General features: G+C 44.6%; 22 protein-coding genes. 14 read left to right on the forward strand and 8 right to left on the reverse strand.

Annotated features, from left to right (window positions below):
- Positions 1-91: 91 nt before the first annotated feature.
- The 7 genes from MHB64_RS02010 to MHB64_RS02040 all read left to right on the forward strand — a co-directional run bounded on the left by MHB64_RS02010 (position 92) and on the right by MHB64_RS02040 (position 7645).
- Positions 92-2554 carry a heavy metal translocating P-type ATPase gene (locus tag MHB64_RS02010; protein WP_280787145.1) on the forward strand — a complete coding sequence of 821 codons (2463 nt, stop codon included), beginning with the start codon at positions 92-94 and terminating at the stop codon, positions 2552-2554.
- Positions 2555-2585: 31 nt separating this feature from the next.
- Positions 2586-3338, forward strand: coding sequence for an oxygen-insensitive NADPH nitroreductase (gene nfsA, locus MHB64_RS02015; RefSeq protein WP_341133605.1), 753 nt, complete (start codon positions 2586-2588; stop codon positions 3336-3338).
- 183 nt (positions 3339-3521) lie between these two features.
- On the forward strand, positions 3522-4430 hold the full coding sequence (locus MHB64_RS02020; protein WP_094876713.1) for an ABC transporter ATP-binding protein: 909 nt from the start codon (positions 3522-3524) through the stop codon (positions 4428-4430).
- Positions 4431-4432: 2 nt separating this feature from the next.
- A complete protein-coding gene (locus MHB64_RS02025) occupies positions 4433-5167 on the forward strand; it encodes an ABC transporter permease (protein ID WP_341133606.1) in 735 nt (244 codons plus the stop codon).
- A 4-nt stretch (positions 5168-5171) separates the two neighbouring features.
- The gene (locus MHB64_RS02030; protein WP_143812121.1) at positions 5172-6326 is read left to right on the forward strand and encodes a sensor histidine kinase; all 1155 of its coding nucleotides are present in this window, start codon (positions 5172-5174) and stop codon (positions 6324-6326) included.
- Complete coding sequence (locus MHB64_RS02035) at positions 6323-6925, forward strand: response regulator transcription factor (protein WP_042184310.1); 603 nt, start codon at positions 6323-6325, stop codon at positions 6923-6925. Before MHB64_RS02030 ends, MHB64_RS02035 begins: the two co-directional genes overlap by 4 nt.
- Before the next feature lie 18 nt (positions 6926-6943).
- Entirely contained in the window at positions 6944-7645 is a 702-nt protein-coding gene (locus tag MHB64_RS02040; protein ID WP_341133607.1) for a histidine phosphatase family protein, read from the forward strand.
- A gap of 104 nt (positions 7646-7749) precedes the next feature.
- Here the strand turns inward: MHB64_RS02040 and infC are convergent, their stop codons facing one another.
- The gene (gene infC / locus MHB64_RS02045; protein WP_341133608.1) at positions 7750-8268 is read right to left on the reverse strand and encodes a translation initiation factor IF-3; all 519 of its coding nucleotides are present in this window, start codon (positions 8266-8268) and stop codon (positions 7750-7752) included.
- A 171-nt stretch (positions 8269-8439) separates the two neighbouring features.
- Between infC and MHB64_RS02050 the strand changes: the two genes are divergently transcribed.
- The gene (locus tag MHB64_RS02050) at positions 8440-9996 is read left to right on the forward strand and encodes a sigma-70 family RNA polymerase sigma factor (RefSeq protein WP_094869667.1); all 1557 of its coding nucleotides are present in this window, start codon (positions 8440-8442) and stop codon (positions 9994-9996) included.
- A 342-nt stretch (positions 9997-10338) separates the two neighbouring features.
- On the opposite strand, the gene MHB64_RS02055 is transcribed toward MHB64_RS02050, so the two are convergent.
- A complete protein-coding gene (locus tag MHB64_RS02055) occupies positions 10339-11232 on the reverse strand; it encodes a helix-turn-helix transcriptional regulator (RefSeq protein ID WP_341133609.1) in 894 nt (297 codons plus the stop codon).
- Between the two features lie 145 nt (positions 11233-11377).
- On the opposite strand from MHB64_RS02055, the gene MHB64_RS02060 reads away from it, so the two are divergent.
- From MHB64_RS02060 to MHB64_RS02070, 3 genes are all read left to right on the forward strand, one after another.
- Complete coding sequence (locus tag MHB64_RS02060; protein WP_341133610.1) at positions 11378-13630, forward strand: beta-L-arabinofuranosidase domain-containing protein; 2253 nt, start codon at positions 11378-11380, stop codon at positions 13628-13630.
- A gap of 317 nt (positions 13631-13947) precedes the next feature.
- Positions 13948-15663, forward strand: coding sequence for an ABC transporter ATP-binding protein (locus MHB64_RS02065; protein WP_094869670.1), 1716 nt, complete (start codon positions 13948-13950; stop codon positions 15661-15663).
- Positions 15664-15696: 33 nt separating this feature from the next.
- Entirely contained in the window at positions 15697-16179 is a 483-nt protein-coding gene (locus MHB64_RS02070; protein WP_094869671.1) for an NUDIX hydrolase, read from the forward strand.
- A gap of 42 nt (positions 16180-16221) precedes the next feature.
- Here the strand turns inward: MHB64_RS02070 and MHB64_RS02075 are convergent, their stop codons facing one another.
- Complete coding sequence (locus MHB64_RS02075; protein ID WP_341133611.1) at positions 16222-16797, reverse strand: TetR/AcrR family transcriptional regulator; 576 nt, start codon at positions 16795-16797, stop codon at positions 16222-16224.
- 187 nt (positions 16798-16984) lie between these two features.
- Between MHB64_RS02075 and MHB64_RS02080 the strand changes: the two genes are divergently transcribed.
- On the forward strand, positions 16985-18217 hold the full coding sequence (locus MHB64_RS02080; protein ID WP_256990483.1) for an MFS transporter: 1233 nt from the start codon (positions 16985-16987) through the stop codon (positions 18215-18217).
- Positions 18218-18297: 80 nt separating this feature from the next.
- Here the strand turns inward: MHB64_RS02080 and MHB64_RS02085 are convergent, their stop codons facing one another.
- Positions 18298-19194, reverse strand: coding sequence for a LysR family transcriptional regulator (locus MHB64_RS02085; protein ID WP_341133612.1), 897 nt, complete (start codon positions 19192-19194; stop codon positions 18298-18300).
- Between the two features lie 394 nt (positions 19195-19588).
- Here MHB64_RS02085 and MHB64_RS02090 point away from each other — a divergent pair, with 394 nt between their 5' ends.
- Both MHB64_RS02090 and MHB64_RS02095 read left to right on the forward strand, forming a co-directional pair.
- On the forward strand, positions 19589-20260 hold the full coding sequence (locus tag MHB64_RS02090) for an O-methyltransferase (protein ID WP_094869674.1): 672 nt from the start codon (positions 19589-19591) through the stop codon (positions 20258-20260).
- 69 nt (positions 20261-20329) lie between these two features.
- A complete protein-coding gene (locus MHB64_RS02095) occupies positions 20330-20875 on the forward strand; it encodes a GNAT family N-acetyltransferase (RefSeq protein WP_094877889.1) in 546 nt (181 codons plus the stop codon).
- A 59-nt stretch (positions 20876-20934) separates the two neighbouring features.
- On the opposite strand, the gene MHB64_RS02100 is transcribed toward MHB64_RS02095, so the two are convergent.
- From MHB64_RS02100 to MHB64_RS02115, 4 genes are all read right to left on the reverse strand, one after another.
- Positions 20935-22881, reverse strand: coding sequence for an ABC transporter permease (locus MHB64_RS02100; RefSeq protein ID WP_341133613.1), 1947 nt, complete (start codon positions 22879-22881; stop codon positions 20935-20937).
- Positions 22871-23632 (reverse strand): ABC transporter ATP-binding protein, encoded by a 762-nt coding sequence (locus tag MHB64_RS02105; RefSeq protein WP_094869677.1) that lies wholly within the window; start codon positions 23630-23632, stop codon positions 22871-22873. The genes MHB64_RS02100 and MHB64_RS02105 overlap by 11 nt, the downstream gene beginning before the upstream one ends.
- 114 nt (positions 23633-23746) lie before the next feature.
- Positions 23747-24751 carry a sensor histidine kinase gene (locus MHB64_RS02110; protein WP_341133614.1) on the reverse strand — a complete coding sequence of 335 codons (1005 nt, stop codon included), beginning with the start codon at positions 24749-24751 and terminating at the stop codon, positions 23747-23749.
- Positions 24748-25437 (reverse strand): response regulator transcription factor, encoded by a 690-nt coding sequence (locus tag MHB64_RS02115; protein WP_094877892.1) that lies wholly within the window; start codon positions 25435-25437, stop codon positions 24748-24750. Before MHB64_RS02115 ends, MHB64_RS02110 begins: the two co-directional genes overlap by 4 nt.
- Positions 25438-25457: the final 20 nt, after the last annotated feature.

The following is a 25457-nucleotide window of genomic DNA, read 5'->3' on the forward strand; positions in this document are numbered from 1 at the left end:
GGAGCTGTTATGGGGATGCCATAAGCTCCAATGCCTTTTCTTTTTATAGAAATTATCATACTCTATAGGGGTATGAGGAGGCTTTGGAATCATGGATAAGTTAAAAATAACAGCTTCACCCAATGAACAGCAAGCGACCGTACAGATTACAGGCATGACCTGTTCTGCTTGTGCAGCTCGAATTGAGAAAGGTTTGTCCCGGATGGAGGGTGTTTCTCGCGCAAATGTAAATTTGGCCTTGGAACAAGCCACTGTCGGATTTGATCCTTCTGTATCAGGGTTACCACAAATTGAAGATAAAATCCGCGCTCTTGGTTATGATACCGTCAAAGAGACCGCGGATTTTGATATATCAGGCATGACCTGCGCTGCATGCTCGGCGCGGATCGAAAAAGTGTTGAGTCGTACGCCGGGGATCGCAGCAGTGAATGTGAATTTAGCACTGGAAACGGCACATGTAGAATATACTCCCGGTAATATTAGTCCAAGAGAGATCATGGAGAAGGTAAGCAATATCGGATATAAAGCTACACTTAAAGAAGACCGCAAGGATCATGTGGACCGTCGTGTACAGGAAATTCAGCATAAGAAGTGGAAGTGGATCATTTCTGCTATTCTTTCTTTCCCGTTGTTATGGGCGATGGCAGGTCATTTCTCATTCACAAGCTGGATTCCAACACCGGAGATATTTATGAATCCTTGGTTTCAGCTTGTTCTGGCGACCCCCGTACAGTTTATCATCGGCTGGCAGTTCTACGTAGGCGCGTATAAAGCACTTCGTAACGGGAGTGCCAATATGGATGTGTTGGTCGTACTGGGGACATCAGCAGCGTATTTCTACAGTCTTTATCTGACGATTGATTCATTAAGTATGAAGGGAATGAATCATACCACCCAAATGTATTATGAGACGAGTGCTGTACTCATCACGCTCATCCTCGTCGGTAAATGGTTCGAGGCGCTAGCCAAAGGACGTTCCTCTGACGCCATTAAGAGCTTAATGGGGCTTCAGGCAAAGACGGCTCTCGTGATCCGTGATGGCAAAGAAATGAATATCTCGACAGATGAAGTGATTCCCGGCGATATTGTATTGGTGAAGCCCGGAACAAAGGTGCCAGTGGATGGCGAGGTAGTAGAGGGTTCCTCTTCTGTGGACGAGTCTATGTTGACCGGAGAAAGTATTCCTGTAGAGAAAAAAACCGGAGATACCGTTATCGGTGCTACATTAAATAAGAATGGGATCTTAAGAATTAAAGCTAACAAAGTAGGAAGAGACACTGCACTCGCTCAAATCATTAGAGTAGTGGAGGAGGCCCAAGGCTCCAAAGCGCCTATCCAGCGGATCGCGGATGTCATCTCAGGTATTTTTGTACCGATTGTTGTAGGCATTGCGATGATCACTTTCTTGGTCTGGTACTTCTGGGCAGCACCTGGTCAATTTGCCGATGCCCTTGAAAAAGCTATTGCGGTGCTCGTAATCGCTTGTCCATGTGCGTTAGGTCTTGCAACGCCGACCTCCATTATGGCGGGATCGGGCCGCGCTGCGGAGCTTGGTATCCTGTTCAAGGGTGGTGAGCATTTAGAAGGCGCACAAGGGGTTAAGATCGTTGTTTTGGATAAGACAGGTACGGTTACAAATGGTAAGCCCGTGCTGACTGATATCGTGACTACCACTGGAATTGCCGCTTATGGTAAAGAAAGCGCCGAGAATCGTTTATTAGCTTTAACTGCGGCAGCCGAGAAATTATCAGAACATCCGCTTGCGGAAGCCATCGTAGCAGGAGCTGCTGACAGAGAATTGATCTTACCCGCCGCTGAACAGTTTGATAATGTACCTGGACGGGGAATTATGGCTGTTGTCTCCGATCAACAAGTTAGGGTGGGTACACGGCGTATGATGGAAGATCATCAATTGGACATCACAGAGTGGACCCCAGTCATGAAGAGACTGGAAGAGGCAGGAAAGACAGCTATGCTTGTAGCGGTGGGCGATGAGATTGCCGGGATTGTCGCTGTTGCCGATACGATTAAACCAACCTCAAAAGCAGCTGTAGCTGCGCTTCATGCGATGGGCATAGAGGTCATTATGATTACAGGTGACAATAAAATCACCGCAGAAGCTATTGCGAAGCAAGCAGGTATTCGAAAAGTGTTAGCAGAGGTTCTGCCGGAAGGCAAAGCGGAGGAAGTTCGTAAGCTGCAGCGGAATGGGACAAAGGTAGCTATGGTTGGAGATGGCATCAATGATGCTCCTGCACTGGCTACTGCAGATACGGGCATGGCGATCGGTACAGGTACGGATGTAGCAATGGAGGCTGCAGATATTACACTGATGCGGGGAGATCTGAAGAGCATACCCGATGCCATTATGATGAGCCGTAAAACGATGAGTAATATTAAGCAGAATTTGTTCTGGGCACTTGCATACAATACAATAGGTATACCGATTGCTGCACTCGGATTTCTAGCTCCATGGCTAGCTGGAGCTGCGATGGCATTCAGTTCTGTGTCCGTCGTTTTGAATGCACTTCGTTTGCAGCGGGTAAAGCTGTAAGAGAAACCTAACTATGTAAGGAGTGGCCGCTGTGCAAGAAAACAACGAGACAATATCTCTATTAATGAACCATGCATCTGTCCGCAAGTATCAGGATAAGCCAGTAAGTGAAGAGCAGCTTGCAGCTATTATTGAAGCAGGCCAAATGGCTTCGACTTCCAGCAGTGTACAAGCCTATAGTGTCATTGCAGTGACTGACCCGGCTCTAAAAGCAGAGCTTGCCGGATTAGCGGGTAATCAGGCTTATATCCAACAATGCCCAGTCTTTTTGGTCTGGTGCGCGGATTTATATCGGCTGCGTGAGGTCACAAAACCTCATTTACAGGGAGAGACATCGTATGAAGATTCTGCGGAGAACCTTATTGTAGCTACCGTTGATGTTGCGCTTGCTGCTCAGAATGCTGCTGTAGCTGCGGAATCACTCGGGCTCGGGATTGTTTATATCGGCGGAATCCGTAACCGGATCGGGGAGGTTTCTGATTTGCTTGGACTGCCTGAGCTGGTTTACCCGATATTTGGAATGTGTGTGGGCTATCCTGATGGAGCTACAAGCCTGCGTCCGCGTCTGCCATTAGAGGCTGTTCTACATCGCAATCGCTACAATGCCGAAATGACAGTGGAGCAGGTCAAGACTTACGATAAAATCTCTTCAGACTATATGCGTGAGCGGACTCATGGTGCCAAGGATACACCTTGGTCTGTGATTATGGCAGAATGGTTGGCACAGCCAGCGCGAATGCATATGAAGGAATTCCTTCTCGGAAAAGGATTTTTCAAGAGGTAATCTAGTATTTTCGCTTAAAGAGGCTGCCCTATTCGTAGTTAAAACTATGGATAGGACAACCTCTTTTTTTGTGAAGGTGACAGTTGTCATCTTAAAGAAATGACAGTCCATACTAATGTCTGGTCTCCTTTTTCCATATGATTGAAATAGATCAAACGCATTCGGAATCGGAGGGGTTACGAAATGGACAATGTTATTGAGATGAATGGAGTTAGCAAATTATATAAGGATAAGAAAGCAGTAGATAATATCAGCTTCAACATTGCCAAGGGTTCGATTACAGCTATTCTTGGACCAAACGGAGCAGGCAAAACAACAGCATTGGGAATGTTATTGGGGCTATTAGAACCCACTGAAGGTACAGTGAAAATATTTGGACAACATCCAAAAGATAAAATCGTACGTGAAAAGACCGGCGCGATGCTGCAAGAGGTAAGTGTGATGGATCGGCTGAAGGTTCGGGAGATCATTGCTCTGATCCGTAGCTATTATCCACAGCCGATGGATATGGAGTTTCTAATTAAAGCTACAGGGCTTGCGCCAGCGGATCTGAATAGATACGCTGAGAAGCTCTCGGGCGGTCAAAAACGTAGTCTAGGCTTCGCCCTGGCCCTGGCAGGTGACCCAGAGCTGATCTTTTTCGACGAGCCTACGGTTGGACTTGATATTACTTCCCGGCGGCGTTTCTGGGATACGGTTCGTGGACTTGCGGAGCAGGGTAAGACGATAGTGTTCACGACACATTACTTACAGGAAGCTGAAGATATTGCGGATCGTATTCTGTTGTTTAGCAAAGGCCATTTAGTTGCAGACGGAAGTCCAGATGAGATTAAATCGCGGATTGTAAAGCGTTCGGTGTCCTTTTTGCCAATAGGTGATCGATCTAAATTACGCAGGAGCCTGCTGGAACTAACCGCTATTGAAGATTGTTATGAAAAGGAAGGTCGAATTCATGTGACGACAGACGATACGGATGAAGCGCTGCGAGCGATTTTTGTTAATGGGCTTCCCGTGAAGGATGTTCGGATAGACCAGGGACGTTTGGATGATGCTTTTGAACAATTGACCATGAACCAAGAGGAGGCTATCTAAAGATGAGATTAATTACTGTACAGTGTAAAGCCGAGATGCTGCGGATCATCCGTAATCCTTATTACGTGTGCTGGTCCTTGCTCATGCCCATTATGTTCTACTTCATCTTCACCCGCGTGGTTAATACAGGTAACGATGACCCGACTTGGCGCGCTCACTACTTAATGTCGATGGCAACCTTTAGTGTAATGGGCTCAGCGATTATGACGCTTGGCATCCGTTTAGTACAAGAGCGAACACAAGGCTGGACCACCTTTATTCGGATTACCCCGCTACCGGGTTCTGTTTATTTCTTCGGAAAAATGTTCGGGCAAACGATGATGCATCTGTTTTCGGTCATTTGTATTTTTATCGCAGGATATTTAATCAACGGTGTCTCCTTATCTGCGGGTCAATGGGTGCTTAGTGGGCTATGGATTTTGATCGGTTCCCTTCCATTTTTGGCGATTGGTACGCTTGTGGGTGCTATGAAACGGGTGGACACAGCTAGTGGAGTCAGCAACGTGATTTATATGGCGCTTGCTGTAGCGGGGGGCATGTGGATGCCGATTGAGATTTTGCCGCAATTAATGCAGAAGATTGGTCATTGGTTACCTTCCTACAACTATGGAAATGGGGCATGGGAGATTGTGCGTGGCTCAGCTCCGCATTGGAGTAATGTCTTGATTTTGCTCGGGTATTTGGTAGTTTTTATGTTACTATCGGTTTATATCCGAAAAAAACAGGAAGCGGTGTGAATGAATGGCTGAGCGTGCGCAGTTCCGGTTATTTCCACAAAAACAAGGGTTTTTCCCTTATGTATGGGCTGTTTATCTGGTTTTGCCCATCCTGAATTTGCGTGGGGAGACTGGATTGAAGCTCATTCTAGGCGGGTTGATGATAGCGGTGTTTGCCATCAGCTATCGCCAGCTGTATTGGGTTCGGGGTGGAGTCTTTAATGTCTGGCTAATGATTCAAATGGTGATCATCGTGGTGCTTAGTTTGTTTTATACGCCCTTTAATCTTTACATGGGCTTTTTCACCGCAAATTTTATAGCTTACTATACGGAGAATAAAGGGTTCAAAATTGCATTTACTTCTTTTGTGGTCATGGTACTTTCTGTGCTGGTCTTAGTGGGTCGTGAGATGGAGTGGGGAAGCATGATATTTTTAGCTCCATTTATCATTATTATGTTGATTAGCCCATTCGGAGTGAGATCCATGAATCGGAATCAGAAGCTGGAGAAAGAGCTGGATCAAGCCAATGAGGTGATTAAAGAGCTGGTGAAGCGTGAGGAACGGATGCGAATCGCTCGTGATTTACATGATACGCTCGGGCATACGTTGTCCTTGATTACATTAAAAAGCCAACTCGTAGAGAAGCTGGTGACCAAAAATACGGAGCGAGCCCAAGAGGAGGCGCGGGAAATTCAGCGTACTTCGCGGGCTGCGCTCCGTCAGGTGCGTGAGCTAGTGTCGGAAATGCGTGCGATCTCAGTAGCAGAAGAACTGGCAGAAACCGGGGAAATGCTGCGCACGGCGGAGATTGCCCTGGAAGTGGAAGGGGATATCTCGCTAGAGGGAGTATCCGATCTGACGCAAAATATTCTCAGCCTTTGCATCAAAGAAGCGGTGACTAACATTGTGAAGCATAGTAGAGCAGATAAATGCTTTATCGGGGTGGAAAAGACCGCCGGAAAAGTTCGAGTTACCGTTAAAGATAACGGAATTGGCCTCCAGAACGGTGAGAGATGTAATGGTGAGCTTAGTGATGGAAATGGTATGAAGGGGATGGCGGAACGACTATCCCTGATTGATGGCTCTCTGTCGCTAAGCTCAGAAGAAGGTCAGGGAACTACGCTGATCGTTATGATCCCTCTAATCGTTAAGGAAGCAACAGGAGGTGAGAGTGCATGATAACCATCGTTATAGCGGAGGATCAACGTCTGCTTCGGGGAGCGATGGCATCCCTGCTGGATCTTGAGGATGATATCGAAGTCGTCGGAGAGGCCTGTGATGGAGCTGAGGCGTTAGCTTTAATCGACAGGCTTCAGCCGGACGTATGTCTCATGGATATTGAAATGCCGTTCAAGAGCGGGCTGGAGGTTGCAGAAATATTGCGGAGTAAAGGCTGTCCGACTCGAATTATCATCTTGACTACCTTTGCCCGTCCGGGCTATTTCGAGCGTGGAGTGAAGGCTGGTATACAAGGGTATTTGTTGAAGGACGAGCCTGTAGATAAGCTGGCCGAATCTATTCGACGTGTCATGGCTGGACATCGGGAGGTATCCCCCGAGTTAGTTTTTGGTAGCTTGCGGGAAGAAAATCCACTAACAGCACGGGAGCGAGAGATTTTAAAGCTGGCTGGTGAAGGGCAAACGGCGGCGGAAATCGCGTTTTCGCTACACCTTTCTTATGGAACTGTTCGCAATTATATTTCTGAAATACTCAATAAGCTGGAAGTGAAAAGTCGAATTGAGGCGGTACGACTGGCAGAGGAAAAAGGTTGGATTTGAGGGGAGCAGGGCATTATTATGCAAATATTTCTGATTCGTCATGGTGATCCGGACTATTCCATAGATGGTCTAACAGAATTCGGGCATCAGGAAGCAGCAGCACTAGGAAAACGCATGGCATCTATAGGTCTGGATGAATTATATGCTTCACCACTGGGTAGGGCGCAGACAACAGCCAGTTATGTGGCCAAAGAGACGGGACTTGTCATTCATACAGAGCCTTGGACCCACGAACTGGATTGGACAGAGATTATGTTGGATGGACAATTGGCATCTATTTGGGATAGCCCCGGAGAACATATTAGCGAACTATCGAGTGGAAAAAGAGTATGGTCTGATGAAACAGATCATTGGTTGAAGCAAGAGGAATACAGATTGCGGTTTAGCGAATTACAAACGGCTTCAGATCAATTCTTGCTTCGACACCATTATAGAAGAGAAGATGGCCTTTATCGTATCCTTGAGCCGTCTACCAAGAAGATTGGAGTAGTATGCCACGGTGGCTTTGGTCTCGCATGGCTAGCTCATTTATTACAAATTCCGTTAGCCTTGACTTGGTCCGTATTCTGGCTTGCGCCAAGCTCGGTAACGACGATCTTGTTTGAAGAGCGCAGCGAGCACTTTGCGGTTCCTCGATGTATTGGACTAGGAGACGTTTCCCATCTTTATGCTGGCGGCATGAGCTATCGCCCACGGGGATTAATGGGCAATCATGTTTAAGGTGAATGATGAAGAGCGAGTAAGGATATTTCTTAATGAGTGAAAGCCATCCCTGAGAGGATGGCTTTTTTGCTGGATTTTATATGATCGGAATAGGTGACTTTTCAACGTGGATTTAGTTTCACCTGTGAACCTTTACCACCTGTCTGAATGCCAGTATCCTTCGTTCCGACTTCCTTCAGGTCAGTTACTAGTCGCTCCAAAATGGACTTGGAAGCAGCGGCTTCTTTGGCGCCGGATGCCTTCACAACTAATTGCACTGGCTTGCCGGAGCGAAGATGCTTGTCTGCCTGACGGAGCTTCGTATCGTAATCATGCTCCTCAATATGAGCAGTGAAGCGTAGTTCTTTGACCTTCTCTTTGCTGCCACCTTTTGCAGCTGGGCCACCACTAGCCTTGCGTGCTGAGGCTGCCTCCTTCTGCGCGGCCGCTTTTGCTTTGCCCTTTGCAGTTAGGCTACAGGGCGGCGGGCTGCTCATTAGCGAGGTACAAACTAGATCTGCACCTGCAGCGCGAGCCATTGCTAATGCCTCTTCTCTAGATACAATGCCCAGCTTCTCACCTCTAAGTCCAGTTAGGACTACTTCGGATGCTCTTATTTGTTCATTGATTAATACTGCCACTTCTATGAATCCTCCCCTGATAACTAAAGATAAAGCTATCATATATGGAACTAGCTTGAGGTTCAAATGTGAAGAGTAGGATTTGTGTGAAAAACATTGACCTAAATCCGTAACCTTTGGGAACTTCGTGGGCACTTGTATATAATACGGAAGAAGGGAGCGAGCGAAGGTATGCTTCAGTATATTGAAGAAGCGAGACGAGGAGACCGTCAAGCTTTTGAACAGATCGTTAGGCATTTTACACCAATGGCGAATGCAGTTGCGTATGAAAAGCTCCACGATTATCAATTAGCGGAGGATGCTGTGCAGGAAGCCTTCACAGAAGCCTTCCTGAATTTGAATAAATTACGGACAGTAGAGGCATTTCCGGGCTGGTTTAAAGCGATTGTTACAAGGCAATGTTATCGAATCTTGCGAAGAAAGCAGCATCCTGCATTACCCTACGATGAAGCTGTGCAATCGACAGAATCTTCATGTAGTGTGGCGGACATTATTGAGAAAAAAGAAGCGCGGCGTCTGCTTCACGAGTCTATAGCTGCATTGACATCCAATATGCGGATTGCCGTTCAATTATATTATTTTCAGGGATATTCCCTTCAAGAGATTGCTGACTTTCTGGGAACCTCAGTCCCGGTATTGAAGAAACGACTCTTTGATGCTCGCCGCAAGCTTAAAGGTGCGCTACCTGTTGCGGATGTCCTCTCCGTGTTCAATCATTTGTACGAAGGAGGAAAAGGTGTGCTTCATATTGTAAACGGAGATGTAGTGGGAGATAAGCTGCGTCAGGGAATTGTGCAAGGGGATGTATTAGTATGGAGAGAGGTCTACTCTCATGGGCCGGTCTTTTTAGAGCCTGCGGAACAGAATAACCGCTTAGTAAGAGCGCATTATTTAGAACAAACGATGGGGATTCCGCAGAAGGAATTTATACAGAGCAGTAAGGAACAGGAAAAGATCTTAGCTGATTTTCATAAATATGATGAAGTTGTATTATGGTTCGAGCATGATCTATTCGATCAGACGATGCTGTGCTATTTGCTCCATTGGTTCTCGAAGCAGAAGAAGGGATCCACGAAGCTGAGTTTATTGTGCATTGGAGAATATCCCGGCATTGAGCTGTTTCGAGGACTTGGACAACTGTCTGTAGAGCAAATGGAGACTTTATCAGGAACGTGGAAGTTAATCGGCGACAAGGAGCTAGAGTTAGGCCAATCACTCTGGGAAGCCTATGTATCACCTAATCCAGAAACGCTGCAACAACGTTTAACCACAGATACGTCCACTTTGCCATTTGCACATGACGCCTTCATAGCGCATTTATCTCGGTTCCCATCAACCAATAATGGACTTGGTATCGTAGAACAGATGACTCTGGAGATGATTCATGCTGGAATGAACTCCCCTTACGAGTTGTTCAAAAATGTGGGGGATAAGTTACATATCTTAGGTATGGGCGACTTGCAATATTGGCATATTCTAAGACAGATGGCACAACGCCCGTACCCATTGCTGCAAACCTATGGGTTCAATGATTTTCCTGGTTATAACGATCCAGTAATGCCATTCATAGACTGCGAGCTTGCATTAACCGAGCTAGGCAAAAGTGTATGGGCTGGAAATGAAGACTGGGTTCAGAAAAAAGGAATCGATGAATGGTATGGAGGGGTGCATCTGCAAGGATCGACTCCACGCTGGCGATGGAATTTTTCTTCGCAAACTATTCAATGATATAAAGATTGTAAGTTAGAGAAGGGGCTGTCTCAAAAGTAGTGAATGCTACTTAGAGGCAGCTTCTTTTCTTGAGAATAATTAGGGGGAAAATCCCTGAAAAATACTGATTTTTGCTTTAAATGAATGGAATTAGGGAATTTATCCCTAAAATCGGGGTAATATCTATACTTTTCAACAAATCGGTCGAATTTTAGGGAGATATTCCCTAATCACTAGACAAATGAACAGAATATCAGATTTTTTAGGGAGAAATTCCCTGATTATCTATCGGAGGCTCCGCGGACGGAGTGTTGTTTCAAACTCTTTTCAAAACGTTGAAGCCTGCCGCAGTTTTTTACTTTAGTCATTATTCATAAACGTCTTATGATAGGCGTTACGATATTGGGTTGGTGTCATATTTTCGTATTTGCGGAAGAGGCGCATGAAATATTTATCGTCGGTGAACCCCGTCTCTATCGCGATTTCCCTCACGCTGAGGGCGGTTCTGGTTAGCAGCTCCTTCGCTTTAGTCACACGTACGGAATGAATATACTCCAAAGGCCCCATCGAGGTGTGTTGTTTAAATAGACGTGCTAAATAATCCTTGTTGTAATTGAATTTCTCCGCGATGATGGCCACCGTAAGAGGCTCTCCTGCATGAATCCTTGTCCACTCGGCTATTTTGACAAAGGTGACATCTTGCTGCGGACAGATTAGCTTACTGGCGAACGGCTGAAGCGCATGCTCAGACAGCTCAATTAAGAGTGAGGTTAACAAATAATTAACACTGGAATAGGTCAAATATCCTGAGTTAGCTACATGGAGGATTTGATTTGCCAGAATATGAATCCTGTCACTGTGCTCGATTTTTATGAACTGCGGCAGATATAGATCATGTACAGACCATAAGCGCTGTGTACGCGACAAGATTTCTTCTGCTTCAGGCTTCATTTCCTCCTCACTCAGCAATACCCCCTCGTGGGTCAGCTCGAAATGAAACCAATAAAATTTAACCCCAGGCCATGATTCTCTATAGCCGACATGCGTGCAATTAGGCATGAGCAGTAGCGCTTCGTCAGGTCCTACTTCAAAGCGTTTATTTTCCTCACTTAAATACACCGTTTCATTCACGCCTATGATTAGCTCGTAATTGCCCATTGCACGTTCTACATGTTTCCATGGCGTTTCTGAGATGAATTCTCCTGCCGCCGTAAAATGAACAGGTACATCTGCATTTATTTTCAAATAGGTCATGCGGTCCTCCTAGCCATCAATAAGTCGGATTTGTCCACTATTTGTATGGCTGATCTACCGACAAATCAACGTTCGGGTGTTATCTTATGGATACAAATATACACTTGTCATATCACCCTGACAAGATTGCGAGGGAGCGATTTCATTGAAGACGCAAGCTTTTGCTTTGCAGAATGTACGCATTGAGTCAGGTCCGCTTCTCCATGCGATGGAATTAAATACGGATTATTTACTCATACTGGAGGCTGATCGTCTTCTGTCGCGTTTTCGTGAATATGCTGGCTTAGAGCCTAAGGCTGCTCACTATGAAGGCTGGGAATCTCAAGGCATTAGCGGCCATACACTAGGTCATTATCTATCTGGCTGTGCGTTAATGTATGCCTCAACAGGGAATGAAGAGCTGTTTAAACGCGTGAATTATGTAGTAGATGAACTAGAGCTGTGTCAGGCTGCGCATGGTAATGGCTTCATTTCCGGCATTCCTCGTGGCAAAGAGTTATTTGAGGAAGTGAAGGCAGGCGATATTCGCTCACAGGGCTTTGACCTTAATGGGGGTTGGGTGCCGCTATATACGATGCATAAGCTGTTTGCAGGTCTCCGCGACGCTTATCGCTTGGCCGGCAATCAGAAGGCGCTCGTTATTGAAACGAAGCTGGGGCTGTGGCTTGAAGATATTTTCGCAGGGCTCAGTAAAGAGCAGATCCAAGAGGTGCTGCGTTGTGAGTTTGGCGGTATGAATGAAGCGCTGACGGATTTGGCAGAGGATTCCGGGGATGAACGTTTCCTTGCTTTAGCCGAAAGCTTTTACCATGGAGAAGTCCTTAATGATCTTGCCGAAGAAAAAGACACATTAGCAGGAAGACATGCCAATACTCAGATTCCGAAGATTATTGGTGCGGCAAGACAGTATGAGGTAACGGGACAGAAGCATTATGCAGGCCTCTCTCGCTTCTTCTGGGATCGGGTCGTTAATCATCATTCATACGTGATCGGCGGCAACAGCTATAATGAGCATTTTGGCGAACCGGATAAGCTGAACGATCGATTGGGAGAGGGTTCATGTGAGACGTGTAATACCTACAACATGCTGAAGCTGACCAAGCATATGTTCCAGTGGGATGCTTATGCGGCATATGCGGATTACAACGAACGTGCAATGTATAACCATATCCTAGCTTCTCAGGAACCGGTAGATGGACGTGTGTGTTATTTTGTATCTCTCGAAATGGGTGGACATAAGTCGTTCAACTCCCAGTTTGAGAGCTTTACATGCTGTGTAGGCTCAGGAATGGAAAGTCATTCTATGTATGGATCAGCGCTATACTTCCATAGTGAGGATGAGCTGTATGTTAATCAGTACGTGCCTTCAACGGTGACTTGGAAAGAGCAGGGTGTCCGTCTGACGCAGGAGACCAAATTCCCAGTAGAGGGACAAGGTGTATTGCGGATCAGCGCAGCGCAGCCCAGGAAGTTCGCATTGAAGCTAAGATACCCGTACTGGGCTGAGCAAGGAATGAGCGTTAGCGTAAACGGTGAAGACGTGCCTGTGAATGTAGGTAAATCCAGCTACCTAGCTTTGGATAGAGTATGGCAGGATGGAGACGTTGTCGCATATGATATTCCGATGTCGGTAAGAATCGAAGCGATGCCGGATAACCCGAACCGTATTGCGTTCCTTTACGGCCCCCTTGTGCTGGCAGGCGATTTCGGGCCAATAGATGCGGAGCTGAATCGTGACCGCGCGCTTGCTTCCGTATTAATCGGTGATCGCGAGACGCTAACAGACAGCCTCATTCAGTCAAATGTGAGCAAAAATGTGTTCCGGATGAAAGGTTTAGGATATGCAGGAGACCATGAGCTTCGTCCATTCTACCCTATGCATGATCATCGTTATTCCGTGTATTGGGATTTGTTCACGTCAGAGGAGTGGAAGCTGGTGGAGGCTGAATATCGCGAGGCTGTTGAGAACAATCTAGTACTTGAACAGCTAACCGTAGATTCGGTGCAACCTGCTGAAATGCAGCCGGAACGAGACCATAATTTCAAAGGGGAGCATGTAGGCTTAGGCAAAATCTACAACCGCAAGTATCGCGATAGCTGGATCAATGGCTGGTTCTCTTTCACAATGGAAATCTTGCCAGAGGAGCAAGTGGATCTGGTGGTAACGTACTTGAAGTCCAACGATACTTCGGTGGCCTTCGATATTACGGCAGATGGTGAACGGCTTGGACTAGGTGTCCTTGAGTCTGAAGAGATGAACAAGCTGGTGACGATTCGTTACGAGCTTCCGCAGTTGGTCACGGGTGGTGCATCAGCTACTACAATCAAGTTTGCTTCGCATGAAGGACATAAGGTGGGCCAAGTGGCCGGACTACGTATCGTTAAACGTAATTCTTGAATAATAAAGCTTCGAGAATTATAATAGGAGCAATTCTTTTAATTGAGGTGAAATGGATGTCGTTCCGTATCGTTCGAAGTAACTAGTTATCGGGCTGGGTGAAACGCGTACCAGCTATCAAGGGAGAAGTCTATCCTTTTGATCCATGAACTAGAGCTTTGAACGGTGCCATAGGCAGCTATTTCTATAAAGCCAGGCACTTAACCTATTTAACCTATTTAACTTAGAGAACCGTGTATTTGTGAATGGTTTTTTACAGTGGGATGGTGGGGGTTGCCTGGCTTTTTTGCATTCAATTGAAAGAGGAGGAGAACGTGATGTTAAAAAAGAGTCTAGCCCACCTAAAGTGGTGGATTTGCGGTTATATTTTATTGGGTTTTACGATTCAGCTGCTGAGTAGTTTAGGGATTGTTGTGTTTCAAAAAATATTAGACAAGGCCACGATGATGGGCAGCTTTGGTGAAATATTGAATTTGATTATGATGTATGGGGTTTTGCTGGCTGGGGTGGTAATTCTAAATTATGTAGATGAATACCCTAGCGTGTATTTATCGAACAGTATAACGGAGCGATTAAAGATACTTGCACTATCTAAAATATCCAAAATCGACTATCAAGCCTATCAGGATATCGGCACAGGGCAGATGATTAAAGTGATCGAGAATGGAGCGGCGGCTGGGAACAGCATGATTTTCTCCTTTTTCCTTAAAACATTACATGAGTTATTGCCCACGCTGCTGTTCAGTCTCATCTTTATCAGCTTCTATGATTTAAGGATCATGGTAGTCATTGCAGCGGGCTACGTGGTCGTCTTTTTGATAACGAATCTGCTGTTGAAATTTCTGTATGCGATGAAGGCAACCATTCTACAGGAACAAGAAAAGATGTCCAGATTCTCTATCCGTGGATTTATGGAATTGGTCGTCTTCCGGACGAACAAAAGATATGAGAAAGAGATCGATAAATTAAGCCAGACCGCACGCACTATCATTCACAAAAATGCTCAGCTACAAATGATCCATGAAGCTTTTTTCGCGATATTTGAGTTGTTTGTCACGATTATTAAAGTTGTTGTCCTGATTTACGGTGTAAAAAGCATTGTCGCAGGTGAGACATCACTTGGTATTGTGGTCGCTTTGTTTATGTTTATTGATAAGATTTATTCGCCGATTGCTATCTTCAATGTCCTCTTTGTAGATTACAGACTGAATAGAGTGACCTACAAAAGATTCGAGGAATTTATTCATGCCCCAGAAGATAAGAATCTAGAACGAGGAGAAGTTATCACTGAGATCCAAGGTAATATTGAATTTAGGGATGTATCTTTTGATTATGGACAAGTGAAGATCTTGAATCATCTATCCTTTTCGATTGCGAGAGGAACGTCGGTTGCTATTGTCGGATTAAGTGGGGGCGGGAAATCAACCCTGATTAAGTTAATCGTAGGCTTATTAAAAAAGGACGAAGGTGAACTCTTATTGGATGGTAAAGATATCGATGAGATCCATCTGGATAGCTACTATGATCATATCTCTTACTTATCACAAGACACGCCGATTTTTGACGCTACGATTAGGGACAATATTATATTTGATGAGCATTCCTTATCCGATGAAGTGTTGTATGAAATTTTGGAGAAGGTTCATCTGCAGGAAAAGGTAAGCCAATTACCGGATCGTCTAGATACATTGGTAGGTGAAAAAGGCGTCAAATTATCAGGCGGGGAAAGACAGCGATTAGCTTTTGCCAGAATCATTGCTCAGAAAAGAAACATTCTAATTCTGGATGAGCCAGTGTCAGCACTTGATAATATTACGGAGCAAAGCCTTATGGAGACGATTTTGCAGGAATTTCAGGACAAAACCATCATTATTGTTGCACACCGGCTAAATTTTATAAAAGATGTTGATAAGATACTGGTAGTGGATCAAGGTTCGGTCGTGGGTGAAGGGAAATTTGATGATTTGATAGCGCATTGTGAAGCTTTTAAAGCGTTGTGGAATAGAAAAATATCGTTTACAAATGCTGATTAAATTGTTAACCTCTTCTAAAAAGAGGTGCAGTCTATGGCATGGCCAACACATATTGTAGCAGCAGGTGGATTCGCAGAAAATGAACAAGGAGATATCCTTTTAGTAAAGACGCATGATGGTGGATGGGTATTCCCTGGTGGACAAGTAGAGGTCGGAGAGAACCTGGTGGATGCATTAATTCGAGAGATTAAAGAGGAAAGTGGAATAGATGTCACGGTATCTCAATTGATTGGTGTGTATTCGAATACAGGCATTCATAAATGGTATGACGGTGTAACAGATGTTCCTACTAAGGTCATGTTTGATTTTATCTGCAAGCCCGTGGGTGGGGAATTATGTACCTCGGAGGAAACCTCTGAAGTGATGTGGGTGGCAAAAGAGAAAGTGCTTGATTGGATTACACAACCGGCTATTCGTACCCGCTATCAAGCTTATTTGGATTACGATGGGAATACGAGGTATATGGATTATGTAACTGGGGACACGTTTGAAGTTAATTTGGATCGAACGGTGTAAAATAAAAGTGATAGGCCATCCTGCAAAGGATGGCTTTTTTGATTATACTTTGATGCCCTCAAAGGCAGAGGTGATCAAATATTTCACAAAAGCTTCGTCTAGCTCATCCCCTGTGATTAGAAGCCGATAAAATATCGGTCCATAGAGCAGATCAATCGTGATCCCAATATCCAGCTCCGTTTTTAATTGGCCTCGGGTCACCCCGCGCTCCAACAACTGTCGCGCCTCTTGGCGGCGGGGAGCGAAGAACCTCGCACGATAGGCCTCAGCAAGGCCAGCATCGAATTGTCCCTCACCGATCAATTCGGTAATTACTTTTCCTTCTCGGCTGCGAAAAAAATTAGCCAGATTCGTGGCATGGATCATAATATCGTCCCTGACCGAACCGGTGTCCGGCACTGGCAATCTTGCGGATGCTGCAGTGAGGTAGCCGTCCATGACCACAGCTGCTTTGTTAGGCCACCATTTATAAATGGTCGCTTTACTTACCTTGGCCCGTTCCGCAATTTTCTCTACGGTCACCGCACCAAATCCAGTCTCCAGCAGTAGATCATACGATGCTGCCAGAATAGAAGCCTCCGCTTCGTTATTGCGCGGCCGTCCTCTTTTTTTATCCATAAGAGATCCCTCCCGACTAATCTATCCTTTATTTTACTTGCGATCAAAAAAAGAAACTGTACGTTCATTATACAAAATATTTTAAGAAGTAGCCAATCACCTATTTACAAAACTGAACGTTCAGTATATATTTAAACCAATTAGTAAACGTTACGTACAGTATTTAATATCGAAGGGTGGAGATCTTATGAATCAAGGTAATCAAATGAATCCTGTTAGCTCAGTAAATCCGGCAAAGGAACATTCGGAAGGAAAAACGATCCCTGGATGGATTACATTGTTACTGGCGGCCTCCTGCGGACTTATTGTGGCTAATCTGTATTACGCCCAAACCCTGATCGGACAGATTGCCCAAGCTACGCAGCTTTCTTCTGGGGCAGCAGGTCTGATTGTAACTTTGACTCAGGTAGGATACGTTCTTGGACTTTTGTTCGTAGTACCGCTTAGCGATATTATTGAAAATCGCCGCCTGACTGTGGCGTCACTGGCTGTGGTGGTGGTGTCACTGGTAGCAGCCACACTAGCTCCGAATGCTGCAATCTTTCTGGGAGCGTCTCTGTTCATTGGCCTCGGTTCCGTAGCTGCCCAGATTCTTGTGCCGTATGCGTCTTTTCTGGCTGCTGAAGAGCAGCGCGGCCGGGTGGTCGGTAATGTAATGAGTGGGCTGCTGCTCGGCATTATGTTCGCCCGGCCACTGGCTAGCTTTGTCTCTGGATTGTGGGGCTGGCATGCGATTTATGCCATATCGGCAGTAGTGATTGCCTTATTAACACTTCTATTGTCCCGTGTGCTGCCGCAGCGCCAGCCTGTGCCTACAATGAATTATGGTGGATTGATCCGTTCGCTAGGTACTTTACTGAAGAATACGCCAGTGCTGCGCCGCCGGGCAATATATCAGGCTAGCCTGTTTGGCGCTTTCAGCCTGTTTTGGACGACAGTCTCTTTGCATCTGTCCGATACGTATCATTTAAGTCAGCAAGGCATTGCCTTGTTTGCACTGGCTGGAGTAGCCGGGGCTATCGCTTCTCCCATCGCCGGGAGATTAGCCGACCGCGGCTGGACCCGGTCGCTGACCGGTCTTGCGTTTGTGCTGGCAGCTGTGGCTTTTCTTCTAGCTTACTTGTTTCAGGAGGATTCGAGAGTAACCCTTGGATTGCTGGTCGCAGCGGCCATCATGCTGGATATGGGGGTATCGGGTAATCTGGTGCTTGGACAAAGGGCGATTTATTCCCTTGGGAACGAGGCGAGAGGACGTTTGAACGGATTATTTATGGCGATATTTTTTGTAGGAGGAGCCGTTGGTTCTTCACTGGGGGGCTGGGCATATGCGTACGGCGGCTGGAGTCTGACCAGCTTGATCGGGCTGGCTCTGCCGATCTTAGCCTTCCTGTACTATTTAACGGAGAAAAAACAAGCGTAAGAGGTTCAAATAAAGGCATTACAAGGACTGCTCTCCAGGCTGAATATATTCAGCCTAGAGAGCAGTCTTTTTTGGAATTCCTAAACGGTATAAGGATTTTGGCGAATCATTTGAATGAGGTTTGACGCCGAGGCGGATAACGTTTCATTTTTTCGCGTACAAATCGCAATGCTATTCTTCAGATGTATGCCTTCAACATAAACTCGGCATAACTCTCCCCGTTCAACATCTTCGCGAACAACGAGTGAAGAGACGAAGTTGGCGCCATACCCGGCGATAACGGCTTGGATCGCTTCATGAAGTCCGTTAAATTGCAAAGAGATCGTGGGAGCTGGCGTATTATATGTACGGCATAACGATAATAATCGCTCTCTCGTCGAACTCCCTTCCTCACGCATGACAAAAGGCTCCTTCATCATTTCGGATAAAGAAATCTGCTTATTCGCATAGGGGTGATGGGGTGCGACCACAAACCATAACTCATCCTGAAATAACTCCTCTGTCCGGATCGTATCTGGATAGGCCTCGGAAATCCCTCCGTAAATCGCCATATCCACGTCTACATTTAACAGCTGCTTCAGGGCATCGCTTGAATTGGTGGTCGTAATCACCATTTCTACTTGCTCATATTGTTGCTTGAACTTTGCGATCCAGGTAGGGATAAGGAAATGAGCAGGCAAATACGTCGCGGCTAGGCGTATACTTCCATTCGTGCCGTTAACATAATCCTGAGTGAATTGTTCGATCTGCTGTTCGACAGCGAACAGTCTTTTTGCGAGTAGGGCAAGCTCCTCACCCGCATCCGTTAAAGCAATTCCTCTACCTTGAGGCTTGAACAGGGCGAAGGATAGTTCCTTTTCGAATTTCTTGATCTGAGCCGTAATCGCAGGCTGACTGATATTTAATACTTCAGAGGCGCGTGTCACGCTACCCGTTGATGCGATCACATGGAATAAGCGTAAGGCGTGTAGATTCATGGTTAAGCTCCTATCTGCTATCTGCTATCTGCTATCGTTTGATTCATATATTAAATATATAATTATGGTTTAAAGATATATTATATTTATGATTATAACTGATTTACAATACAGGTATAAAGTTGAAGTTGAAGTTGAACTTGAATCTTTAGTTAGGGAAAAGGAGTACCGAAGAGGAGGTTTGGAACTGTAGGAGCGTCAGCGACCGACTAAAAGCTTTCCGTAGGAAAGCTCACTTCGTAAGCATAAGCTCTACGGATTTCAACCACGAATAGTGGTTTTAATCGAAGAAATCTGGAGACAACAGCGGCCGGAAGTCCAAACACTCCTCGTAGTTACGACCGATCCCTAATTGTGGAAATGAAAATTTTATTTCAAAGGAGAAGTGATAAATATGAATCAAACGAATACATGGGATAAAGTCGATCAGTACATTACAGAGCGCCTAATTCCGCAGGACTCCGTGCTGGAGGAAGTATTGACCGCTAATCAATTGGCAGGGCTGCCGCCCTTTGATGTCTCACCAAGTCAGGGCAAATTCCTTAACCTATTGGTTCAAATGAAAGGGGCACGCCGGATTCTGGAGATTGGCACTTTGGGTGGGTACAGCACAATTTGGATGGCAAGGGCGCTCCCGTCTGACGGACATATCGTTACTTTGGAGCTAGATCCGTCGCATGCTCAGGTGGCTGGGGCTAATTTCTCGCTTGCTGGGGTGGACGATGTGATAGAACTGCGTATAGGAGATGCGTTGGGGCAATTGTCTCAGATGAAGCAAGAGGGCGTGGAACCCTTTGACTTTATATTCATTGATGCCGATAAACCCAACAACCCTAACTATTTACAATGGGCGCTTCAATTTTCCCGGCCCGGTACGGTGATTATAGGCGATAATGTGATCCGTGAAGGTGAGGTCATTAACAAGAATAGTAAAGATCCTCGTGTTGTAGGCGTTCGCGAATTTTATGATCTGTTGGCTAAAGAGCCTAGGATTTCGGCTACTGCCCTTCAAACGGTAGGGAGTAAAGGGTATGACGGATTCGTATTAGGGATTGTGAATAGCTAAGTTATGTATTGCAATATCCAACAATTGTAATATAATCTATGGAAAATCTAATAGTGAGAGGTACTTTCTATGCAACCTATATTTGAAACACAAAGGTTAACGCTAAGACCGTTTCAATCTACAGATGCAAGTAAAGTGCAAGACCTTGCTGGGGATATAGAAGTAGCTAGAACAACCCTGTCTATTCCCCATCCCTATCCGGATGGAGCGGCTGAATCTTGGATTAGTGCCTGTAGGAGGAGTGCAGCCGAAGGGGATGGGTTTCCATTTGCTTTAATTAGTAGAGAGAGTAATGCCTTACTAGGCTGTATGAGTCTAAATATAGACAAATCGCATAAAAGAGGGGAACTTGCCTATTGGGTAGGCAAACCTTTTTGGGGGAATGGTTATGCGACTGAAGCGGCTAAGAAGCTGATTGATTTCGGATTTGAAGACCTGTCATTAAATAAAATATGGGCAGCGGCAATGACTAGAAATCCAGCTTCCTCTAACGTTATGAAAAAAGCTGGAATGAGATTTGAAGGGGAATTTAAACGGCATATTTTAAAATGGGATAAATTCGAGGATATAGTCTTCTACGGGTTAACTAGAATTGAATATGAAGATAGGAGATAAGTGGTATGATAACAACAAGGGGTTCCTAAGCCATGCTGGCTTGTGGAACCCCTCCTTTTTTAAAGTGACTCTTTAATCACCTTTTTATAGTAGAAAACAGACAGCACTGCAAAGATCGAATACAAAGCCGTGTATAAGAGCATTACCAGAATCATCGGTGTCCAAAGCTCAGTGCCGAAGAAGAACCAGCCTGACTTGACGGCAAAGTAGCTGTGAAGCAGGCCTATAACTAATGGAATCCCGAAATTGAACAATTGTTTCATCTGAATCCCTCTAAGCAAATCACCCTGCGTGAATCCAAGCTTTCTTAGGATCGTATAGTTAGGCTTTTCGTTCTCACTCTCATCCATTTGTTTGAAATAAAGAATACATCCGGAGGTAATTAGGAACGTTAGCCCCAGAAAAGCAACGATAAACATGATCAGTCCCATAGTTTCCTTTTGATTTTTTTTCGTCTCCAGTTGAGAGTCACGCCGGTTGTCTTTTTCAAATTTCATGTTCTGAAAAAGATCATTCGCCTGCTCAACGCTTGACCGATCTTTCATATCGATTCCGATATTAAGAGAGGACTTTCTTTGAAGGGCTGGATCTAGATCGTTTTGTAAGCGTTCGAAGATCGTTTCGTCTACAATAGCAACGGGTAAGCCGCCACCTGTGAAAGATAATAAAATAGGTGCATCCATATTTATTTTTTCATAAGCTTGTGGAATAACCTCATGCAATCCCTTCAATTCAATGGGGCCTTTGTCTTTCATAGCAATCATATTATCCAGTGCACTACTTGTCTTTGTAAAATAGGTCTCATCCGGCGATACATCGATACCTTCAAGTGCCTTTTCACTAATCACAGGAAGGGTCATGATATCAGAGATTATACTAGAGTCCTTTGTATTTTCACCCAGAATCTTCTTCACATTTACATCTACCTGAATGACCTCGGTCTTTTTTTCTGTAAACACTAAGTTCTTCGCAGTTAATACCTCTTTAAATCGTTCGGCTTCATGGATATCGGTAAGAATAAAATCTGACGGAACGTACAGCTTCGCATTTTTCTCAGTAGAGTAGAATGAGATGTAGCTCAAGGATAATAGACCTATTGCTAGTGCCGACACCGTTGTAATGACGGTCAGTAATACGGCGTTGGACTTCATTCGGAACATAATGGAGGAGAGAGACAATACCTCTTTAATGTTCAGATACCCATTTTTCTGTTTACGAATGAGATGAAAGATAAAGCTTACGGAGCCTTTATAGAAAAGATAAGTCCCAATGATAACCGAAGCCAGAATAGTAATCATGGCTATAGATAGCTCAGTCATTGATGTTAAATCTCCACTAAATAATCGAGATGAAATCGAATAGCCAAGTATAATGAATCCAATACCAGCGATCCCGATGATCATTTCGAAGAAGGACAGCTTTTTCACGGTACCTTCTGTGGTTGAGGTCACTCGGAATAAGGACAAAATGCTTTGTCTTTTAATAAAGCTATAGTTCATCAGCATGATTAAGAGATAGATTATAAAAAATACAATCAGCGTTTGGACTAAAGCCGGAGTAGAGAAACGAAGGGAAGCAATCGCATCGACCCCAATCGTTTTAAAGAGAATCATTAGAATTAACTTTGAAACAGAAAAACCTACGGCGATTCCTAGAATTAAAGAACCGAAATACAGGATAAAGTTCTCTGCCGAAAGAATCCGGAATATTTTACCTTTGGTCATTCCAATTAACTGGAACAAGCCAATTTCCTTGCCCCGGCGTTTGATGAAGATGGTATTAGCATATAACAGGAAAATGGATACAATCCCGACCAGTAAGACCGAGGCAGCCTTAATTGCTGCGCCCCCTTTGACCGAGCCTTCTACCGCATCCATCGAGGGATCATATTGCAACGTAACAAAGGCGAAATATAAGGCCACGCTAAAGACGAGAGCAAACACATACAGGTAGTAATTTCTGATGTTTTTTCGCAGATTTCGCAGCATCAATACATTAATGCTCATTCTGCACACCACCTAATACACCTTGTGTTTTTATGATGTCGTTGAAGAAGACTTGTCTGGATTGTTCCCCTTTATTTAATTGCGTATAGATCGTACCATCCTTTATAAAAATAACTCTACTGCAATAGCTAGCTGCCACTGGATCATGGGTAACCATAACGATCGTTGCTTTTCGTCTTTGATTTAGTTCACTTAGCTTGTTTAACAAATCAGAAGCAGATTTAGAATCCAAGGCCCCCGTAGGTTCGTCAGCAAAAATGATACTCGGCTCATGAATGAAGGCCCGAGCTGCGGAGGTACGTTGTTTTTGCCCCCCAGAGATTTCATTCGGGTACTTATTTTTTAATTCTAAAATCCCCAGTTCCTTTGCGACATTCTCGAATTTCTCATTGGCAATTTTCTTAGGGGTGTTAGTAATGGATAGAGGTAACAGGATGTTCTCCTTCACCGTCAGCGTATCTAAGAGATTGTATTCTTGAAAAATAAATCCTAAATGATTTTTCCGAAACTCAGCTAATTGCTTTTCTTTCATAGTCGAAATTTCATTACCTTCGATGGTAATTGATCCATTGCTGATCTTATCTATAGAGGAGAGAACGTTAAGCAGGGTGGTTTTTCCTGAACCGGAAGATCCCATAATGCCAACAAATTCTCCTTCTTCAATAGAAATATCCAGTCCGCTCAACACGGATTGTTTGTTTAATTTGTTTCCGTAGCTTTTATGAATTTTAGTGGCTTCTAGAATTGCCATATTGATTCACTCCCTTTTTATACTCGTTCTTTTTGTATAGCCTTATTATAAAAGGCTTTGCCGTTCTTATCCTTCGATTGCCCGAACAAAATAAAAAAGCATGTGACATTGTTGTCACACGCTTGAGAGCTTCACGAATTCATTTTTAAGCGGAAAGGTTAAAGTGAACGCCGTCCCTGATCCGAGCCTCGACTCAACTCCGATGATGATCAACAAGGATTGTGCTGCTTTTTTGGCTAAATATAAGCCCATACCTGTGGCGGCATTGTCGCGATGCACGGTGGTGGAAGTAAATCCTCTATCAAATATTCGAGGCAAATCCTTTGGATCTATCCCGCGCCCACCATCCTTCACCTCAAGAACGATATGCTCAGCTTGCTGATAGCTACTCACTGTAATATCTGAAGCCTCACTATATTTCACGGCGTTGGTTAGTAGTTGTCGGATAATAAAAGCCAGCCATTTGGCATCACTAAGCACTTCAGCTACTTCCAAGTTCAGTTCAAAGCCGAGTCCCTTCTGAATACACCAGGATTGCAACGTCTTAATCTCCCCGAAAATAAGCGTTTCTAAATCGATATGTTCTATATACAAATCATTCTCAATAAAGGGAATCCGCCTTTGATGGAGCTGCTGGTCCAGTAAGAGATGTATTCGCAGCCATTCATAGGTCAGATTTTTCTTCATTCCGTCATCTTCCATACGTTCAATCATTAGGTGCATCGCGGTCAAAGGGGTCTTCACCTCATGAATCCACGACAAAAGCTCGTCTTTCTCCTGCTCTAGCGTCATTTGATTATGTGAAGCAGTCTGTTTCAACCATCTGGCTTGATTGGTGATGCTCTCTTCAATCATTTTCTCAAATGGACTTTCGGGGGAAGCGATACTGGTTAAATCCAGATCATCCTCTCGCTCCGCCAAGCTTTTATAGAATCTGGTTTCCCTGGGATAGCGAAGGATTAAGAACATTACGAACAAAAACATCGACAAGGAGACCAGATAGAGGACCGAAGAGAATGGAATCGACGGGTCCATATAGGTGACAAAGAGTATAAACAGGTTGGTAAAGAGAACAAGGAGGATCCAGCTGCTTCTTTCCAAGAGATATTTCTTAATCATAGGGTTTCCTCTTCGATGGCCATATACCCTTGTCCCACTTTCGTTTCAATGAAATTACCTAATTCAAGCTCATCCAGCTTCTTGCGCAGCCGATTTACGTTGACGGTAAGGGTGTTGTCACTAATAAAACGTTTATCATCCCACAAGCTATTGATTAATTCCTCGCGGGTGACGATTTTATTCTTTTTTTCAATAAGCAGTTTTAATATATAAATCTCGTTTTTCGTAAGCTCAATCGATCCCATTTCATTCGTCAACAGATTTCTCTCATAATCCACGGTTGCTCCGCACCATGTTTTGAGTTCAATGTTCTCTGTGTTGTAATTGTAGACGCGCCGAAGAATCGCTTGTACTTTGGCAATGAGTACATCGAAATGGAAGGGCTTTTGAATATAGTCATCGGCTCCAAGCTGCATGGACATCACCATATCCGTAGGATGATCGCGTGACGATAAGAAGATAATCGGAAGGTTGGAGTGAGAGCGAATCATTCGACACCAATGAAAGCCATCAAATTTAGGTAATTGGATGTCGATGATGACTAAATCAGGTTTGATCTCTATAAATTCCTGCGTGACATTGCTGAAATCTTGAATGCCATACACATCGTAAGACCACTGGGTAAGTCGCTCTTTGATCTCATTAAACAGCGTTGTATCATCTTCTATTAATAATAGCTTGAACACATCTTCACCACACTTTTAGT

Origin of the sequence: Paenibacillus sp. FSL K6-2859, assembly GCF_038008265.1 — a bacterium.
Lineage (GTDB): Bacteria > Bacillota > Bacilli > Paenibacillales > Paenibacillaceae > Paenibacillus_AQ > Paenibacillus_AQ nitricinens.

Excerpts from the sequence above, each read along its gene's own strand:
- MHB64_RS02010 (WP_280787145.1), top strand. The coding sequence starts at position 92 with ATGGATAAGTTAAAAATAACAGCTTCACCCAATGAACAGCAAGCGACC.
- MHB64_RS02020 (WP_094876713.1), top strand. The coding sequence starts at position 3,522 with ATGGACAATGTTATTGAGATGAATGGAGTTAGCAAATTATATAAGGAT.
- MHB64_RS02025 (WP_341133606.1), top strand. The coding sequence starts at position 4,433 with ATGAGATTAATTACTGTACAGTGTAAAGCCGAGATGCTGCGGATCATC.
- MHB64_RS02030 (WP_143812121.1), top strand. The coding sequence starts at position 5,172 with ATGGCTGAGCGTGCGCAGTTCCGGTTATTTCCACAAAAACAAGGGTTT.
- MHB64_RS02035 (WP_042184310.1), top strand. The coding sequence starts at position 6,323 with ATGATAACCATCGTTATAGCGGAGGATCAACGTCTGCTTCGGGGAGCG.
- MHB64_RS02040 (WP_341133607.1), top strand. The coding sequence starts at position 6,944 with ATGCAAATATTTCTGATTCGTCATGGTGATCCGGACTATTCCATAGAT.
- MHB64_RS02050 (WP_094869667.1), top strand. The coding sequence starts at position 8,440 with ATGCTTCAGTATATTGAAGAAGCGAGACGAGGAGACCGTCAAGCTTTT.
- MHB64_RS02055 (WP_341133609.1), bottom strand. The coding sequence starts at position 11,232 with ATGACCTATTTGAAAATAAATGCAGATGTACCTGTTCATTTTACGGCG.
- MHB64_RS02065 (WP_094869670.1), top strand. The coding sequence starts at position 13,948 with ATGTTAAAAAAGAGTCTAGCCCACCTAAAGTGGTGGATTTGCGGTTAT.
- MHB64_RS02070 (WP_094869671.1), top strand. The coding sequence starts at position 15,697 with ATGGCATGGCCAACACATATTGTAGCAGCAGGTGGATTCGCAGAAAAT.
- MHB64_RS02075 (WP_341133611.1), bottom strand. The coding sequence starts at position 16,797 with ATGGATAAAAAAAGAGGACGGCCGCGCAATAACGAAGCGGAGGCTTCT.
- MHB64_RS02080 (WP_256990483.1), top strand. The coding sequence starts at position 16,985 with ATGAATCAAGGTAATCAAATGAATCCTGTTAGCTCAGTAAATCCGGCA.
- MHB64_RS02085 (WP_341133612.1), bottom strand. The coding sequence starts at position 19,194 with ATGAATCTACACGCCTTACGCTTATTCCATGTGATCGCATCAACGGGT.
- MHB64_RS02090 (WP_094869674.1), top strand. The coding sequence starts at position 19,589 with ATGAATCAAACGAATACATGGGATAAAGTCGATCAGTACATTACAGAG.
- MHB64_RS02095 (WP_094877889.1), top strand. The coding sequence starts at position 20,330 with ATGCAACCTATATTTGAAACACAAAGGTTAACGCTAAGACCGTTTCAA.
- MHB64_RS02100 (WP_341133613.1), bottom strand. The coding sequence starts at position 22,881 with ATGAGCATTAATGTATTGATGCTGCGAAATCTGCGAAAAAACATCAGA.
- MHB64_RS02105 (WP_094869677.1), bottom strand. The coding sequence starts at position 23,632 with ATGGCAATTCTAGAAGCCACTAAAATTCATAAAAGCTACGGAAACAAA.
- MHB64_RS02110 (WP_341133614.1), bottom strand. The coding sequence starts at position 24,751 with ATGATTAAGAAATATCTCTTGGAAAGAAGCAGCTGGATCCTCCTTGTT.